This is a genomic window from Saccharothrix ecbatanensis (genome assembly GCF_014205015.1).
Lineage (GTDB): Bacteria > Actinomycetota > Actinomycetes > Mycobacteriales > Pseudonocardiaceae > Actinosynnema > Actinosynnema ecbatanense.
This window is the reverse complement of the sequence record NZ_JACHMO010000001.1, coordinates 2,759,423-2,776,187: the sequence shown is the minus strand read 5'-3', so window position 1 is coordinate 2,776,187 and position 16,765 is coordinate 2,759,423. Positions and strand designations below refer to the sequence as shown.

Here is a 16,765-nt window from a genome sequence, read left to right as displayed (position 1 = left end):
GCGCGGGCGACGCCATTCCGGCGGCCGGTTCTGGCAGGCTGCCGAACACGTGCGGCACGACGCGCCGCCGTGGAGGGGACGGGAAGACGTGGACGCTGGAGACCGCCGCTGGACCGATCGCGGTGCGGCCATCGGGCACGGGGTGAGCTGGCTGGCGCGCTGGAGCACCCGACTCGCGCTGGTCGCGGTCGGCTTCTGGTTGCTGTGGACGCTCATCGGCAGGCTGTGGGTCGTGGTCATGCCGGTCCTGCTCGGTCTGCTGATCACGACCGTGCTGTGGCCGCCGGCCCGGTGGCTGCGCTCGCGCGGTCTCCCGGCCGCGCTGGCCGCGACGATCGTGCTGCTCGGGGGACTGGCCGTGCTCGGCGGCGTGCTGGCGTTGATCTCGACGTCCATCGCGTCCGGCGTGCCCGAGATCGCCGAGAGCGCCAGCCGTGCCCTCGGGCAGGCGCGCGACTGGCTGGCCGGTCCGCCGATCAACCTCGCCGACAGCCAGCTGGACCAGTTGCTCCAGCAGGGCGTCGACCAGTTGCAGTCCAGCGTCGGGTCGATCGCGGACGGGCTGCTCACCGGCGTGGGCACGGTGACCTCCGGCATCGTCACCGGCATCCTGGCGCTGCTGCTGGCGTTCCTGTTCGTCAAGGACGGGCCGCGGTTCACGCCGTGGCTGCGCGGGGTGGTCGGCGAGCGCGCCGGCAGGCACGTGACCATCGTGCTGGAGCGGGTCTGGACGACGCTCGGCGACTTCATCCGCACGCAGGCGCTGGTGAGCCTGGTCGACGCGGTGCTGATCGGCCTGGGCCTGGTGGTGCTGGGCGTGCCGCTGGCCATTCCGCTGGCGGCGTTGACGTTCCTCGGCGGTTTCATCCCCATCGTGGGCGCGTTCATCGCGGGCGCGCTGGCGGTCCTCGTCGCCCTGGTCAGCAACGGCCTGACGACCGCCGTGATCATGCTGGTGGTCGTGGTGGTGGTGCAGCAGGTCGAGGGGAACGTGCTCCAGCCGGTGCTCCAGTCCCGGAGCCTGCGCCTGCACGCCGCGGTCGTCCTGCTCGCCGTGACGGCGGGCAGCACCATCTACGGCATCGCGGGCGCGTTCCTAGCCGTGCCGGTGGTCGCCGCGGCGGCGGTCGTGCTCCGGTACCTGAGCGAGGTCATCGACCACCACTCGGCGCCGCCGCCCGTCGCCCCCGACCGTCCGGACGACCCCGAACCAGAGACCGCACCCGACCCGGCGTAGCTCATCGCGACGCCTCGGTGACCGGGTGCAATCGATCAAGCGAATGGTGGATTTCATCACAAAACCCGTGGTTATCATGCGCGGATGCTCCGACGCACTTACGACGGCCAGCGCTGCTCGGTCGCCCGCACGCTGGAAATAGTCGGCGAGCGGTGGACGCTGTTGATCGTGCGCGATGCGCTGACGGGCGTCACCCGGTTCGACGGCTTCCTCAACTCGCTGCCGATCGCCCGGAACGTGCTGAGCGACCGCCTCAACGGTCTGGTCGACCACGGCGTCATGGAGCGGGTGCAGTACCAGGACCGGCCGCCCCGGCACGAGTACCTGCTCACCGCCAGGGGCCGTGAGCTGATGCCGGTGATCATGGTGCTGATGGAGTGGGGCGACCGGCACCTGCCGATCGCCCCCGGCCCGCCCGCCATGGCGGTGCACGCGAACTGCGAAGGCACCGTGCGGACCGAGCTGGCCTGCGACTCGTGCGACGACCACGTGCCCGCGTCCGCGGTCGTCCTCCGCGAGAACGACCCCGACGACTGATCCCCGACCCCGACGACTGATCCGGACGACTGACCCCTGAGCCATCATCGTCGGTATCGTCGTCGGTCAGGTTCCAGCAGCCAGTCAGGTTCGGCAGTCGGTCAGGTCGGTCAAGTTCGGCAGTCGGTCAGGTTTCGGCTGGGATGAGCCCGGCCTCGTAGGCGACGATGGCGGCCTGCACGCGGTTGCGCAGGTCCAGACGCTTGAGGATCGCGCTGACGTACACCTTCACCGTCCCCTCCACGACGTGGATGCGCTTCGCGATCTCCCCGTTGGACAGGCCGGCTCCCACCAGCCCCAGCACCTCGCGTTCCCGAGCGGTCAACCCGGACACCCGCTCGGCCGCTCCCAGTCGCGGCCCACCGCCGGACAGGTGGTCGACCACCCGCCGCGCCACCAAAGGGGACAGGTACGCGGCTCCGGCCGCGACCGCCCGGACCCCGGCGATCAGCTCGTGCGGGTCACCGGTCTTCAGCACGAAACCGCTGGCACCCTCACCCAGCGCGCGGCTGATGTACGAGTCCTCGGCGAACGTGGTCAGGATCAGCGTCGCGGTACCGCTGCCGGCCCGCCTGATCTCCGCCGCCGCGTCGAGCCCGGTCAACCCGGGCATGCGGATGTCGAGCACCGCGACGTCCGGCCGGTGCCGCAGCACGAGGTCCACCGCCGACCGGCCGTTGTCCGCCTCGGCCACGACCAGCATGTCGTCGGCCGCCGCCAGCACAGCCCGCACGCCGACTCGCACTATCGCCTCGTCGTCGGCGAGCACCACCCTGATCATGTCGGGCATCCTGCCTCACGGGTCGCGGGCCAGCAGGTCCTTGGTCACCAGCAGGCCGTCACGGAAGCACACCCGGTACCGGTCGCGCCTGCGCTCGTCGAACGGGTTGGGGTGAGTGCTGTAGAGCCGGCACGTCGACCGCTCCGGCCCGCCCCCGGTGCCGTCCGTCCGCGTCCGGGGCGGCAGCACGCCGGCGACCTCCGCCTCGGACTGCCCGACCCGCAGGTCGGCGAACCGGGTGGGAGTGAGCGTCGACGTGGCTGTGTCGAACACCAAGTACCCGGCCACGCCGACCACGATCACCGCCGACACCCACGCCACGAGCCGCATCGTCCGCCGCGAGTTCCGCCGGTTCCGATCCTGCGCCCGCAGTCGCAGGATCGGCGTCATGGTGTCGGCCGGACGCTCGGACCTCGGCCGGTCCGGGACTTGGGCGACCACCTCGAACCCGCCGTCCTCGATCCAGCGCACGGTCAGCCGTCCGCCCACCAGCGCCACCCGCTCGGCCAGCCCGAGCAGCCCGTGCCCACCGCCGGCCGTCCGCGGCACGACCGCCCGGCCCGGCCCGTTGGCCACCCGTACCTCGGTGCCGCCGCCGGACCGGTCGAGCGACACCGAGACCGCCGCACCCGACGCGTGCTTCATCGCGTTCGTGATCGCCTCGGTGACCACCCGGTGGATCGTCCGCGCGATGACCGGATCACGCGCCGCCGCGCCACGCACCTCCAACTCGACCCGCAACCCGGACTGCCTGGCCCGTTCCACCACCTCCTCCACCGACTCGATCGCCGAACCCCAGTCCGAGCGCAGCAGCCGCACCACGTCGGCCAGCCGCTCGGCCGCCGCCGTCACCCCCGCCCTCGCCTGGCGCACCGCGTCCCGGTGCTCCGGCGGGAGCGTCCGGCTGACCTCCAACGCCCCGACCTGCAACGCCGCGTGCGCCAACTCGTGCCCGACCAGGTCGTGCATCTCCGCCGCGAGCCGCGCCCTCTCACGGCCCCGCGCCTCCTGCGCGTCCCGCTCCATCAACGCGGCCCGTTCCCAACCCGCGCCGATCAACTCGGTGTACCCGCGCCGGTACCGCCCGAGCGCCCACGGCACGACGGCCAGCGCGCCGACCGCCGCCACCGCCACGACGGCGGTGTCCGCCCCACCGGCGACGGCCGCCGCCACCGCCGTCCCGACCACGGCGACGGCGAGCGCCACCACGCCTCGCTGCTCGTCGTCGGCGTTCCGACCGGCGATCAGGCTGACCATGGCCACCCCGCCGGCCGTCGCGACCACGGCCACCGTCGTGTCCGCCGCGAAGCGCGACAGGAAACTCACCTCCCACGCCGCGACCGCAAGCACCAGCGAAGTGATCGGCCGGTACTTGACCAGCACCAGCAACCCCGTGAACACCACCACGGAAGCGGCCGTCTCCCACGGCCCGACCCGCTCCGGCTGCGACGTGCCCGCCGCCCACATCATCGGCAGGAAGACAGCGGCCGAGAGGAGCAGCGCGCGCAGTCTCAGCATGGGAGTCATTGTTCAGCAGCGTCGCAGAGGCGCCGGCGACGCAGGGCCACCGCGCGTGACAGCCGGTCCACCAGAAGGCTCCTTCCCTGTTGTCGGTCAGGTTTCGCTGGATCCGCCGGTGTCGGCGCCTGGCCGGTCGCGATCAAACTGGCGACGTCCTCTCGGTGGCGGGTTGGCGGGCCGTCGAGTGGCGTGTCCGACGTGGGCCGCCGGAGCCGGGCGGTATGAGACGGGTGGTGAGGCGCATGAGCAAGGCGAGGAGGAGTGCGGCCACCGAGGCGCCCAGCAGCAGACCCGCGACGACGTCGTGCGGGTAGTGGACACCCACGAACACCCTCGACGCGGCGGTCAGGAGAGCGGTGGCCACGGCTAACGCGCCCAGCGCCCGGCTCGACCAAAGGACCGCCACCGCGGCGGCCCCGGCGATGGCCGAGTGGTTGCTGGGGAACGACCAGTCGCCCACCTCCGGACACGGCACGATGGTCGTCACCTCGCCCAGCGCCCGACACGGTCTGTCCTCTTGCCACACCTCCTTCACACCCTCGCTCACCAGGTACGCCAGCACGGTGACGACCGGCGCCAGGTACGCCCGGCGCCGAGCGGGTGAACCAGGGCGCGCCCGCCACCACACGACGGCGAACAGCACCGCGAAGACGACGATCAGCGCCTCCGTCGCGAATGCCGCGAACGACTGCGTGAACCCCGCACTCCCCGCGGCCCGCTCGACCACCTCCAGGTACCACCACGCGCTCACGTCCGGCACATCCGACACCGAGGCGGGGTACGCCGGCTCTGACACGGCTTGTGCCGCCATGAGTTCGTTCATGGCACCGACCATATGGAGATCGCTACGCAGAGTCCTGTGTCGATCGCTACCAGTCACCCTTGTCGATAGACAAGGTGCCACCACGCCGATGGGCAGGTCCAGCCGAGTTGATCTAGGAGTCTAGGATTCGGCCCGCCAGAGTGCGGACCGGTCATGCCCCTCTGCTGACACAGTGTGTTGACGTGCACGACGCTGGGGGGCGGGTTGACGAGCCGGTTCGGCGCATTACTGCGGCAGTGGCGGCAGCGGGCCGGGTTGAGCCAGGAGGAGTTGGCCGCGCGCGCCGGTCTCGGCGAGCGCACGGTCCGCGGGCTGGAGACCGGTAAACGGGACAACCCGCAGGTCCGCACGGTGCGCATGCTGGCCGACGCACTGCGGTTGAGCGGACCCGAGCGTGCCGAGCTGTTCACCGCCGCCGGGCACGCCGAAGAGATCGAAGACGTCGAGGACCCACCCGCCACCGTCCGACGTGGACCTGCGCCCAGCCGGTCGCGCCGCGGACCGGCGGTGAACGACGACCCACTGGTCGAGGCGACCGACGCGCTCGCGTACGCGGTGCATTCCCGCTGGCAGCGGGAGGAGGAACAGCAGCAGGTCCACGACCCGGTGCCGCTGCCCGTGAGCTGGCGACGCGCGCCTGCCGCACTGGAGGACAGCTGGGCCAACATCCTCGTGACCAAGCCGGGTGAGCCCGCACGCCCGCTCGACCTGAGCGGCCGGCTCGACCAGGTGGTGGCCGTCTACCGGCGGATCCCCTCCTGCCGACTGGTGGTGCTCGGCCGGGCCGGCGCCGGCAAGACGATCCTGACCACGCGATTCGTGCTCGACCTGCTGGCCACGCGAGCACCGGACGACCCGGTCCCGGTGATCTTCGGCCTCGGCTCGTGGAACCCGAACCGCACCGGCCTGCGCGACTGGCTGGCCGAACAGCTGGTGCGCGACCACCCCGGCCTCGCCGCACCCGGCCCCGGCGGATCGACACTGGCCGCGGCGCTGGTGGACGCCCACCGCGTCCTGCCCGTGCTGGACGGGTTCGACGAGATCGCACGCGGCCTGCACCGGGCCGCACTCGCCGCGTTGAACGCCACCACCCTGCCGCTCCTGCTGACCAGCCGGGTGGACGAGTACCGCGCGGCGGTCGAGGCGACCGGCGTGCTGAGGGCGGCGGGCGCGGTGGAACTGGTCGACCTCACCCAGGACGACCTGGCCGACTACCTCCCCCGCACCACCCGGAAGAGCAGCGGCGCGGGCAACGTCTGGCAACCGATCCTGGACGAGGTGCTGGCGCGTCCCGACGGCGCCCTCGCCGCCGTGCTCACCACACCGTTGATGGTGGCGCTCGCACGCCGCATCTACAGCGACACCCCCGACCACGACCCGGCGGAACTGCTGGACGCAGACCGGTTCGGCACACGCGAGTCGATCGAGCGGCACCTGCTCGCCGGATTCGTGCCGGCCGTCTACCGGGAACGCCGCGGCGCCCGCGCCTACGAGATCGACCACGTCCTGCGCTGGCTCGGCCACCTCGCCGACCACCTGAGCCGGCTCGGCACCCACGACCTCGCCTGGTGGCAGCTCGGCACCTCCGCGCGTCCGAGAACCAGGGCGCTGGTGGTCGGGCTCGTCGTCTGCGCCGTGGTCAGCGTGGCGGACGTGCTGATCGAGGGCTTCCTGCTCGGCGAGGTGAACGGGCGACTGTTCCTGTTCGGGACCATGGTCGGCGTGCTCGTCGGCGTCTCGTTCGGCCTGGCGCACGGGCACCTGGCCGTCGTCCAGCCGCTCCGCCCGGCGCGGTTCAGGCTGAGGTTCCGATTCCGGGCGCGATCGGGAACGAGGTGGCCGCGGGTGCGGTCGCGGGCCCGGATGGGCCTGCTGTTCGGTGCGTTGGTCGGTCTGTCCTACGGGGGCGTGCTCCGATTGGCATCCCGGATCATCCTGGGCGTCCCCATCTCACTGGCGGGGATCGTTGTCGACACGGCGGTGTACATCGCGGTGTTCGCTCTCGGGGTCGGCCTGGCATTCGGGCTGCTCGCGGCGGTCGAAGCGCCTCTGGACATCCGGTCGGCCGCGAGCCCGGCCGGCCTGCTCCACGCGAACAGGACTGCCGTGCTCGTCCAGGTGGCGCTGTTCGTGCCGGCCTTCGTGGTCTTCGTCACCGCTACGACCTGGCTCATCGCCACAGCGTTGATGGCCTTGCCAGGCGGTGGACCGTTCGGGGTCACGATCGAGACGAGCACCGCCGCCGTGCTGGCGATCGGGATCGTGGGCGGGCTCGGCGACGGACTCGGCTACGTGCTCAGCATGACCGCGTGGGGCCAGTGGGTCGTGTTCGCCCGGATCTGGCTGCCGCTGATGGGCAGGCTGCCGTGGGCCGTCAACGGCTTCCTCGATGACGCCTACCGGCGTGGTGTGCTGCGCCGGGCCGGTGCGGTCTACCAGTTCCGCCATGCCCGACTCCAGGACCACCTGACCGGCATCCACCGCCGTCTTCCCTGATCACGGCCACCGGCCATAGATGGCCGCCTTCCTGGCCTGTCCCGCCGTCCCCCGCGCCGTGAGCATTGGCAGTGTCCGGTGGAGGCCGGCAGTGGGAGGGGGTCGCGGGGTGCCAACCGAGGAGTCGGCGTCACCGGCGGGTGCGGTGAACTGGGAGGCGTACAGCCACGAAGAGCTGTACCGGATGCTGTGGCAGGACGCCGACGTCGCCGACGTCAGCGTGGTCGCCACCGAGTGGGCGCAGTACCGCGCCGCGCTGGACACGCACGCCGAGGTGTTGCGGGAACAGCGGGTCGCGTTGCTGGACGGGTGGCAGGGCTCGGCGGCGGAGGAGGCGGCCGACCGGCTGGACGCGCTGGCCGGCCGGGTGGAGAAGATCAGCGAGCTGGCGTACGCGGGGCAACGGGCCGCGCAGGAGGCGGCCGACGCGTTGGCCACGGCCAGGGCCATGATGCCGCCGCCACCGGCCGAGCCTGTGGCGCCGATCGACGGCGATCCGGCGACGCGGGTGCAGTCCGCCTTCGGGACGGGCGGCTTCGCGGCGGCCTTGGCGCAGTCGATGCCGACCATCCCGACGACAGCAAGCTTCCCAGCAGCACCGGCCATCCCGACCTTCTCGACCGCGCCGACCATCCCGATGGCACCGAACTTCCCGACCGCGCCGAACTTCTTCACCGGATCGACCATTCCCAGCTGGTCGACGGCCTCCTTGCCGTCCATCCCGAACTACGCCGGGATCTTCGGCACGGCTCCGACCTCAGGCATGGGCACGGCGTTCGGCGCGGTGGGCAGTGCGGGGTTCAGCTTCTACTTCGGCGCGGCCTCGGTGGACCAGCAGAAGGCCGAGGCCATCCGCGCGATGCGGACCTACGAGTCCAGCCTCGTGGGCGGCAGCCGGCTGATCGACCAGGCGCGGGGAGCGATCCCGCCGGCTACTCCGGTGCTCCGCGCCGACGTTCCCGCAGGCACGGGTGGCGGCATGCCGCTCGGCACGACTGGCGGCACGTCGGCGGGCACGCGGGGCGGGGTGCCGTGGTCACGTCTCCTCGGCGGAGGGTCGGTGGCCGGCATGAACCAGGCCATCGGCGCACCGACCGCCGGTCATGGCGTGTCGTTGGGGCCCGGACCGCGTGCCGGCGTGCTGGCCGGCATGACCGCCGGTGTGCTCGGAATGCCCACCACGCACCACGGGAGCGAAACCTCGGCACGTACGGGCGCGAACGGCGGGGTGATGGCGCCGGTCGGCGGCGGGAGAACCGGCAACGACGACGAGCCGCACGAGAACCAGATGCCGACTGTCGACCACGGCCTGTTCACCGTGGACCTGCCGGTCAGCCCGGCGGTCATCGGCCTGACGACGGGAGCACAGCTGTGAACGCCGGGCAGGGCTACCAGGTCGAGCTGGACCAGATCGAGCTGCGGATCACGACGCTGACCAAGCTCGGCGACCTCACCGGCGACCTGGTGACCGCGGTGAGCCGGCTGGCCGAACGGCAGCCGATGCTCGGCACCGCGCCGCCGGCGGTCGAGTTGGCGACGCGGCTGCGTGCGGCGGCGGGGGAGTCCGGTCTGGCCGGCGAGGTGAGCGCGGCGCAACGCGAGGTGGTGGAGTTCCGGCGGATGCTGGCCGAGGCCAAGGCCGCCTACGCCAAGGTCGACGGAGACACCGGCAAGGGCGTCCAGGCCGCCGGTGGCTCCCCGCGGACGGACGGGGCGGCGTCGTGACCGCCGCGATCGAGCGTGCGGCGTGCTTCGAACCCGTCGAGCTGGACCTCCTCGCCACCCACGCCGGGGTGCGCTTCCCGTTCCCGCTGCGGGTGCCGTCGTTCGGCCGGTTCGCCGACGAACGGGACGCGTTGCTCGCTTCGGCCGGCCACACGCTGTGCGCCCGAGGGCTCGCCACCGACGAAGGACCGGTCGGCGTCGCGGACGAGCTGGTCAGAGCGTTGCGGGAGTACCGGGGCGCGGTCGACCTGGTGGTGGTCGGCGGCGGTGTGGAGATCGGCGCGGTGGCCATGGTCTACGGGGACCGGGCGGTCGTGTGCAACCAGTCGCACGACGGCCAAGCGGTCCAGGTGACGGTGGTCGAAGCCACCGCCCTGGAGGACGAACTCGCCGGCTTGATCCCCGCGGTCCGGGCAGCGGTGACCATGCCGGTCACGTTGCCGCCCGGCGTGGTCGACAGCGCGATGCGGCTGCTCGCCGACACGCCGGACACGACCGACGCCGACGACGTCACCCGGCGGCGCGTGCGCGAGTTGGTCCGCGCGTACGGCGGTGACGAGGCCGTGGTCGACCGGCTCGTCCAGCTGTTCCCGGCGGTGACGGGCAGGGGGCAGCTCGGGGTCGTCCGCCGATCCGGCGGCGACGCCGTCACCCGGCCGTGCGAGGTGTCGTGGTTGGACAGCGCACGGGGGCGGGTCCGGGTGGATCACGGGGACGGCGGCTGGGTGAGCGTCAACCCGTTGCGGCACAGCGACCTCGTCCGGGTGCTCGGCGAGATCGCGGCGATCGCCCGCGCCTAGAGGTCGGGCGGAACAAGTGGAGCCAGGAAAGGGGAGGACCATGGATTCAGCACAGTGGCTGGCGGACTACCGGGAACGGCTCGAACGGGCGGCGCACGGCGCCCGTGCGGCGAGTGCGAGCCTGCGTGAGGTGGGAGCGAGCGCGACATCGCCGCGAGGTGAGGTCACCGTGACGGTGAACGCCGGGGGAGTGCTCGACCAGGTCACGTTGACGCCGGCGGCCCGAAAGCTGGAGGTGGACGCGCTCGCCGTGCTCATCGTCGCCACCGCCCGTGAGGCACAACGGCTGGCGGGCGCGCGGATGACCGAGGTGATGGCCGGCTACCTCGGTGAGGGCGAGGCGCTGGAACGGATCACCGAGCACCAGCCCGCGGAGGTCACGCGATGACCGGCGCAGACGCTCCCACCACAGGCCCTTCTACCGCGGACGCCTTCACCGTCGACCCCGAGCAGCTGCGCGCGCACGCTCGCACGTTGGCCGGCCGCGCCGACCTGCTCAGCGAGTCCGGCACCCGGCTGCCGGACTCGCTCGGCGAGCAGTCGCTGGGCTCGTTCGCCGGCTTCCTCACCGCCGGTCTGGGCGGCGCGATGGCCACCACGCTCGACGCGTTCGGCCACGCCGCCTCCACATTGGACAAGGTCAGCAGCGGCTTGAGGCAGGCAGCCGACCAGTACGAGCGGACCGACGACGACAGCGCCACCGGGTTGACCGGCATCGAGGCGACCATGGGGGAGGGCTTCCGGTGGTGACGACACTGACCCGGTCCGAGGTGGCCGAGCCGGCAACGGACGTGGCACGGATCAACGCGCTGCTCGCCGAACTGCGGGCCGCCGGTGCGGCCGTCGACAACAAGGAGTGGCTGTCGTCCGATCTGGCCGGAGGACAGCCCGCCCCGTTGGGTGCGCTCGGCTCGACCGAACGGCCGCTGTCGGCCCTGGACAGCGCGGGCGTCGGCTTCCTCACGCCGATGATCTCGTTCCTGGAGGAGCCGCTCGACCAGCTGCGCGGCGACCCGGACTCCGTCACCTCGGGCGCGACCGAGTTCGACACGGCCGGGCGGGACGCGACGTCGGTCGCCGAGGAGTACCGGTCCTCCGTCGGCGACGAGACCAGCGAGTGGTCCGGCGAGGCCTCCACCGACTACCTGAAGACCGGCACCGAGCTGGCCGACGGCATCCTGTCGATCGCCGAGACCTCGCTCACCTCGGCCAAGGCGATGATCGCGGCCGGCGAGGTGGTGGCGAAGGTCGTCGCGGACGTCACCCAGCTGATCACCGAGGCGGTCGGCAAGATCACCCCGATCATCACCCAGGCGGTGGCGGCGGCCCCGGCGACGTTCGGGCAGAGCATCGCGGTGGCGATCCCGCAGTGCGTCCAGATCGCGGTCGACTGCGGCACGCGGATCGCCGGCAAGCTGGCCGAGCTGCTGGCGTCCGGCGAGAACCTGATCAAGCTGGTCGAAGGCGCATTGAGCGTGCTGAAGGTCGTCAAGGAGGTCCTGTCGTTCATCGGCGAGCAGAGCCAATCGGCCGGCCCCGCGGCCAAGCCCGCAGCCGAGCCCACCGCCAAGCCCGCAGACCCGACGTCACCGACGACGGACGAACCGGCATGACCGGCACGATTCGCCGGTGGCTGGCCGCGATCGCGGGCGGTGTCGCGTTGGCCGTCACGGCCGGTGTCACCACGCCCGTGGTCGCCGCCGCGCAGGACGACCACCCCGCGACCAGGGCCGTGCTCGACCGCTACCGCTCACAGGCCGGACCGGGCGCCGCCGTCCACGCGGGGAACGCCACCGGCTCGTGGACGCTGACCAGCGGCACCGCCAAGATCAACCAGAACCGCCCGCTCACGGCAACCGACCACTTCCGCATCGGTAGCCAGACGAAGCCGTTCACGGCGGCAGTGGTGCTCCAGCTCGTGGATGAAGGGCTCGTTACGCTGGACGCGCCGATCGAGCGTTACCTCCCCGGCGTCGTCACCGGCAACTACGACGGCAACGTCATCACGGTCCGCCGGCTCCTCCAGATGACCAGCGGACTGGTCAGGGACGTCCGCGACGCCGTGCCCAACCCCGACGGCACCTACTCGCTCGCCGAGCTGGTGCGGTCGGCGATGGACGAACCGCCGCAGTTCCCGCCCGGCACGGACTGGAAGTACACCAACGTCGGCTACCTGGTCCTGGGCATGCTGATCGAGCGGATCACCGGCCGCACGGTCGGCGACGTGATCACCGAACGGCTCATCGTGCCGCTCGGCTTGACTCGCACGTCCTTCCCCGCGCCGCGAGTCCGAGCTTTGGCCGACCCGTACCTGCCCGGCTACCTGGGCGGCAGGGCCGGCCCGTTCTTCTTCTGGGTCGAGGCCACCACCGCGACCGAGCTGTCGTTCTGGAGCACCGCCGGCGCGATGGCGTCCACCCTGGACGACCTGGCGAAGTTCTACCGGGCACTCCTCGACGGCCGCGTCGTCTCGGCCGCCGCGCTCGCCGAGATGCGGACCCTCACGCCGGGCGGCTTCTACGGGTTGTCGCTGGCCAGGGTGCCCCTGTCGTGCGGCGGTGAGGCATGGGGCCACGACGGCAGCCTGCCCACCGGGCACTACTCGATGACCCTGGTCACCGACGACGGCCGGTTCGCTTCGGTGGTCACCAACTCGAACAACGCCAACACGACACCGTCCATCGGCGCCGTTGCCGATTCCGCGCTGTGTGAGGGGGAGGCGTGATGCGGCGACGGCGACCGACCGCGTTCGTCGTGGTGCTCGGCTTGCTCGGCCTGCTCTCCGGAGGCACGAGCGCGCACGCAGCGAGCGCGCCGCCCGTGTTCGCCGATGGGCATGGGCTGACGGTGGTGAGCCAGCCGAAGTGGGTGGACGCGGACGAACGCACGTTCGTGTTCACCGTCCGGACCGCCCAGGTGCCGGCGTACTCGGTGATGGAAGGCCAGGTCTCCGGTGAGCACGCGATCATGGTGACGCTGCCGGAGGGCTACGACCAGGCCGCCGCCACCCGTTACCCGGTGCAGTACCACCTGCACGGCCACCCGGACCGCCCGAACACGGCCGCCAACCAGAGGTTGTTCGAGGAGAGCACGGTCGGCGTCCCGCTGATCACGGTGGCGCCCAACGGTTCAGGCCGCGGGTGGTACACGAACTGGGTGTACCCGCCGGCCGCGCTCGGGCCGCAGAACTGGGAGACGTTCCACCTGGACCAGGTGATCCCGTTCGTGGACGCGAACCTGCGGACGATCCCGACGAGGGACGGCCGGGCGATCTCGGGGCACTCGATGGGTGGGTTCGGCGCGTTCCACTACGCCGAGCACCGGCCGGAGCTGTTCGGGTACGTCGGTAGCTTCTCCGGTGGGTTGGACCTGCTCAGCCAGGAACAGCGGGTGGCGGTCGTCGGGTCCACGCAGCTGTCCGGGAGCGGTGTGCCGACGGTGGCGGTGGACGCGATCTTCGGTCCGCCGGTGTGGCCGTTCGACGGGGTGTGGAACCGGGAGAGCCCGGCGCAGCACGTCGGACCGCTGCGCGGCATGGGTGTGGCGATGTACACCGGCGACGGCGGCGACCTCACGGTGGATACGGTCCTGGCCGTGTTGGAGAACCGGGCCAGGGCGACGAACCGGGTTGCCCGGGATCACCTGGTGGCGGCGGGCATCCCGCACACGTTCGTGGATTACGGCGATGGTGGCGGGTGGGCGGAGGGCTGCACCGGCAAACACGCGCAGTTCCCGTGCCTGCTGGCCGACATGAACCACTTCGTCGGTCTGCTGATGGACAACCTGACCCACCCGTAGCCGCCTGACCCACCCGTAGCCGCACAGCGCGCGCGTCGTCACCGTGCCACAGTGGTCCGGTGACGACGCGAGGTCGGACCCGCTCTGACCTGCGGCTTTCTGATCCGTCAGCTCCACGAACGGGTGATCATGCCGGCACGTTGAAGCAAGACGCCGTTATCATTGAACTCAAACGTCGGTTAAAACAACGAGGCCCGCGACCAACCCCACGACGCGCCAAGCGCACAGCACTCCCGCCACTCCCACGCCCGCACACTCACTCCCACTGCCGGCTCAGACCCAGCCTCAGGCCCAGCCGGGCGATAAACCCGCCGGCAACAGACGTGCCGATCGATCACCATGACGGCCATGATGCTCCTGGTGCCGGCCGACCCGCTCCGCTCCACCCGCCCCGACCCGCACTTCACAGCGGAAGCCACCGCCGCCCGTGACGCCGGGCACCGGGTCGCCTTGGTCGACCACGACTTACTCGCCCGCGGCGAAGCAGCGCGTGCGGTCGCCAAGGTGCCGGTGCCCGAGGAGCCTGGGGACGCCGTCCACCGCGCCGTCCATCGCGCTGTCTACCGCGGTTGGATGCTGCGGTCCGAGCACTACGCGGCTTTCGCGGACGCGCTCGCGCGACGGGGCGCCGTGCTGCGGACCACCGCCGACCAGTACCGCAGCGCGCACGAACTGCCGGGCTGGTACGACGACTTCAAGGACCTCACGCCGGAGTCCGTCTGGACCGACGGCTTCGACCGGGAAGAGTTCGAGCGAGCCCGCGAACGACTCCGCGCCGGCCCTGCCGTGCTGCGGGACTACACCAAGTCGATGAAGCACTACTGGCACGAAGCCGCGTACATCCCGGACCTGGCCGACGCCGACGCCGCCTGGGACGTCGCACGTCGCCTCATCGAGCTGCGGGACGACGATGCCACCGGCGGATTCGTGCTTCGCCGCTTCGAGCCGTTCACCTCGTCCGAGGTCCGTACGTGGTGGGTGGACGGCGTGTGCGCCCTCGTCGGCCCTCACCCGGACACCCCGCATGACGCAGCCGGCACGTCGCATGACGCAGCCGGCACCCCGCATGACGCGACTGGCGAGCTGGGCGACTCGACTGGCAATCCGAGCGACGCGCCGGACCTGGCCGCGATCGGGCCGCTCGTGGGACATCTGCGGTTCGTCGCGGTCGACCTGGCCCGGCGTCAGGACGGCGTCTGGCGGGTGGTGGAGCTCGGCGACGGCCAGGTGAGTGACCGGCCGAGCACCACCACCGCGCACACGATGATCTCGATCCTGGGCTAGCGGACCGCCGCCGCGAGGCAAGGCGGCCCGCCGACCACGAAGATCACGCCGTGCAGGCAGTCCCGGCCAGCGTCACGCCGGCGGGCTGGCCCAGCGGACCGTTCGCCGTGAATCCGAGACCGACCGACCCACCGGCCGCCAACGACGACCCCCACGACGGCGCCGTCACCGTGACCGTCGTGCCGGTCTGGCTGAACGTGCCGTTCCAGCCGCTGTTGATGGTCGCCCCGGCGGGCAGGGTGAACACGACCTTCCACGGGTTGACCGCGCTGGTGGAGCTGTTCGTCACGGTCAGCAGACCCTGGAACCCGCCCTGCCAGGCGTTGTCCTGCCGCCACGCCGCCTTGCACGACCCCGAGTTGCCGTTCGACGTCGTGGTCGTCGTGGTGACCGTGGTGCTCCCGGTCGACGACGTGGTGCTGGACGAAGTGGTGGAACTGGTCGTCGTGGTGACAGGCCCATTGGTCGGCGGGATCAGGTACGGCTGCAAGATGGACTGCTTGGCCTGGTTCACCGTGGTCCAGTCGTCGCCCACGATGCCGCCCGTGTCACCGCTGTTCGGGTTCCACGACCAGTAGGTGAACGACATCCCGTTCACACCCGTCCCGGTGTAGGCCATCAGGTTCTCCAGCCACACCTTGTCCTTCGGGTTGGCCAGCGTCGTGCCGAACTCACCCATCATGATCGGCGCGGTGTTGCTCTTGTACAGGTAACCCCAGTACTTGTCCCAGATGGCGGGCATGTTGGCCGGGTAGTCCGGCGCGTCGAACCACTTCTGGGCGAACACCGACGTCGCGTACTCGTGCGGCGAGTAGACCAGCCGGTTCGCCACGTTCAGCCGCACCGGGAACTGACCGGCCTTGGACAGGTTGCCGCCCCACCAGCCGCAGTCCTCGTCGTTGGACGTGTCGTTGTCCCACGTGTTCGACAGACCGCCGCTCGGGCAGCTCACACCCTCGACGAAGATCAGCCAGTTCGGCTGCACGGACAGGATCGCGTTGCCCGCCCGTTCGGCGGCCAGCCGCCAGTCGCGCTCCACCACGCCACAGCCCCAGCAAGCGCCGGTCGCCGCCGGGTTGGTGCCCTCTGCGTGCGGCTCGTTGTGCAGATCCGCGCCGATCACCGTGGTGTTGCCCGCGTACCGCTGGGCGAGCATCTTCCAGTCGTTGATCCACGTCGACTCCGGGACGGTCGACGTGTACCAGAGAGGGGACTGGGAGGCGCTGGTCGGCCGGTGCCGGTCGAGGATGATGCGCATCCCCTTCTGGCCCGCGTAGTCGACGACCTTGTCCAGGATCTGCAACGGCGTCAGCCCGACCAGGTCGGGGTTGCTGAAGTCGTTGACACCGGACGCCGTCGCGCCGGGCTTGAGCGCGTCGTTCGAGAACGGCACGCGCAGGGTGTTGTAGCCCAACGAGGCCATCTGGTCGAGCTGCTGCTTCCACGTGCGGTTGGACCACAGCCCGTGGAACGTCTTGTTGTCGGTCTCCATGCCGAACCAGTTGATGCCGGTCAGCCGGACCGTGGCGCCGTTGCTGTCCACGATCTTGTTGCCCGCGGTGTGCAGGTAACCACCGGCCGGGGCCGCGGTGACCTGACCCGCCGTGGTGATCGCGACGACCCCGCTGACGGCCATCGCAGCCGCCAGCAAGGCGCCGAAGATCGATCTCCGTTGCCGCATACCGCTCTCCTTTGAGGATGTTCGCAACGCGTTCTGGGAGCGCTCCCAGGGAGCGCTCCCAGCGGAGGGTAATGACCGCGGT

At 71.3% G+C, this 16,765-nt stretch carries 16 protein-coding genes; 12 read left to right on the top strand and 4 right to left on the bottom strand.

The features are described from left to right. The first annotated feature begins 88 nt into the window (after nt 1–88). Nucleotides 89–1,237 (top strand): AI-2E family transporter, encoded by a 1,149-nt coding sequence (locus F4560_RS11980; protein WP_184919509.1) that lies wholly within the window; start codon nt 89–91, stop codon nt 1,235–1,237. An 84-nt stretch (nt 1,238–1,321) separates the two neighbouring features. Next, nucleotides 1,322–1,774: a winged helix-turn-helix transcriptional regulator gene (locus F4560_RS11975; protein ID WP_184919507.1), complete on the top strand. Its 453-nt coding sequence runs from the start codon at nt 1,322–1,324 to the stop codon at nt 1,772–1,774. Between the two features lie 127 nt (nt 1,775–1,901). On the opposite strand, the gene F4560_RS11970 is transcribed toward F4560_RS11975, so the two are convergent. The 3 genes from F4560_RS11970 to F4560_RS11960 form a co-directional block, all read right to left on the bottom strand. Further along, complete coding sequence (locus tag F4560_RS11970) at nt 1,902–2,555, bottom strand: response regulator (protein WP_184919505.1); 654 nt, start codon at nt 2,553–2,555, stop codon at nt 1,902–1,904. A 15-nt stretch (nt 2,556–2,570) separates the two neighbouring features. Continuing rightward, nucleotides 2,571–4,073: a sensor histidine kinase gene (locus F4560_RS11965; protein ID WP_184919503.1), complete on the bottom strand. Its 1,503-nt coding sequence runs from the start codon at nt 4,071–4,073 to the stop codon at nt 2,571–2,573. A gap of 142 nt (nt 4,074–4,215) precedes the next feature. Beyond that, nucleotides 4,216–4,899, bottom strand: a complete 684-nt coding sequence (locus F4560_RS11960) for a phosphatase PAP2 family protein (RefSeq protein ID WP_184919501.1) — start codon at nt 4,897–4,899, stop codon at nt 4,216–4,218. Nucleotides 4,900–5,103: 204 nt separating this feature from the next. Between F4560_RS11960 and F4560_RS11955 the strand changes: the two genes are divergently transcribed. The 10 genes from F4560_RS11955 (at nt 5,104) to F4560_RS11910 (ending at nt 15,002) form a co-directional block, all read left to right on the top strand. After that, on the top strand, nt 5,104–7,395 hold the full coding sequence (locus F4560_RS11955; RefSeq protein WP_184929087.1) for an NACHT domain-containing protein: 2,292 nt from the start codon (nt 5,104–5,106) through the stop codon (nt 7,393–7,395). 109 nt (nt 7,396–7,504) lie between these two features. Beyond that, a complete protein-coding gene (locus tag F4560_RS11950; RefSeq protein WP_184919499.1) occupies nt 7,505–8,770 on the top strand; it encodes a hypothetical protein in 1,266 nt (421 codons plus the stop codon). Beyond that, nucleotides 8,767–9,120, top strand: coding sequence for a hypothetical protein (locus tag F4560_RS11945; protein ID WP_184919497.1), 354 nt, complete (start codon nt 8,767–8,769; stop codon nt 9,118–9,120). Before F4560_RS11950 ends, F4560_RS11945 begins: the two co-directional genes overlap by 4 nt. Then, nucleotides 9,117–9,920, top strand: coding sequence for an ESX secretion-associated protein EspG (locus F4560_RS11940; protein WP_184919495.1), 804 nt, complete (start codon nt 9,117–9,119; stop codon nt 9,918–9,920). Before F4560_RS11945 ends, F4560_RS11940 begins: the two co-directional genes overlap by 4 nt. Nucleotides 9,921–9,960: 40 nt before the next feature. Then, nucleotides 9,961–10,308, top strand: a complete 348-nt coding sequence (locus F4560_RS11935) for a YbaB/EbfC family nucleoid-associated protein (RefSeq protein WP_184919493.1) — start codon at nt 9,961–9,963, stop codon at nt 10,306–10,308. Then, the gene (locus F4560_RS11930) at nt 10,305–10,670 is read left to right on the top strand and encodes a WXG100 family type VII secretion target (protein ID WP_184919491.1); all 366 of its coding nucleotides are present in this window, start codon (nt 10,305–10,307) and stop codon (nt 10,668–10,670) included. Before F4560_RS11935 ends, F4560_RS11930 begins: the two co-directional genes overlap by 4 nt. Then, entirely contained in the window at nt 10,664–11,533 is an 870-nt protein-coding gene (locus F4560_RS11925; protein ID WP_184919489.1) for a WXG100 family type VII secretion target, read from the top strand. Before F4560_RS11930 ends, F4560_RS11925 begins: the two co-directional genes overlap by 7 nt. Further along, entirely contained in the window at nt 11,530–12,645 is a 1,116-nt protein-coding gene (locus F4560_RS11920) for a serine hydrolase domain-containing protein (RefSeq protein WP_184919487.1), read from the top strand. Before F4560_RS11925 ends, F4560_RS11920 begins: the two co-directional genes overlap by 4 nt. Continuing rightward, entirely contained in the window at nt 12,645–13,718 is a 1,074-nt protein-coding gene (locus F4560_RS11915; protein WP_184919486.1) for an alpha/beta hydrolase, read from the top strand. Before F4560_RS11920 ends, F4560_RS11915 begins: the two co-directional genes overlap by 1 nt. Nucleotides 13,719–14,066: 348 nt before the next feature. Beyond that, entirely contained in the window at nt 14,067–15,002 is a 936-nt protein-coding gene (locus F4560_RS11910; RefSeq protein WP_184919485.1) for an ATP-grasp domain-containing protein, read from the top strand. Between the two features lie 43 nt (nt 15,003–15,045). Here F4560_RS11910 and F4560_RS11905 read toward each other — a convergent pair whose 3' ends face one another. Further along, nucleotides 15,046–16,683, bottom strand: a complete 1,638-nt coding sequence (locus F4560_RS11905) for a cellulase family glycosylhydrolase (protein WP_184919484.1) — start codon at nt 16,681–16,683, stop codon at nt 15,046–15,048. Nucleotides 16,684–16,765 lie beyond the last annotated feature (82 nt).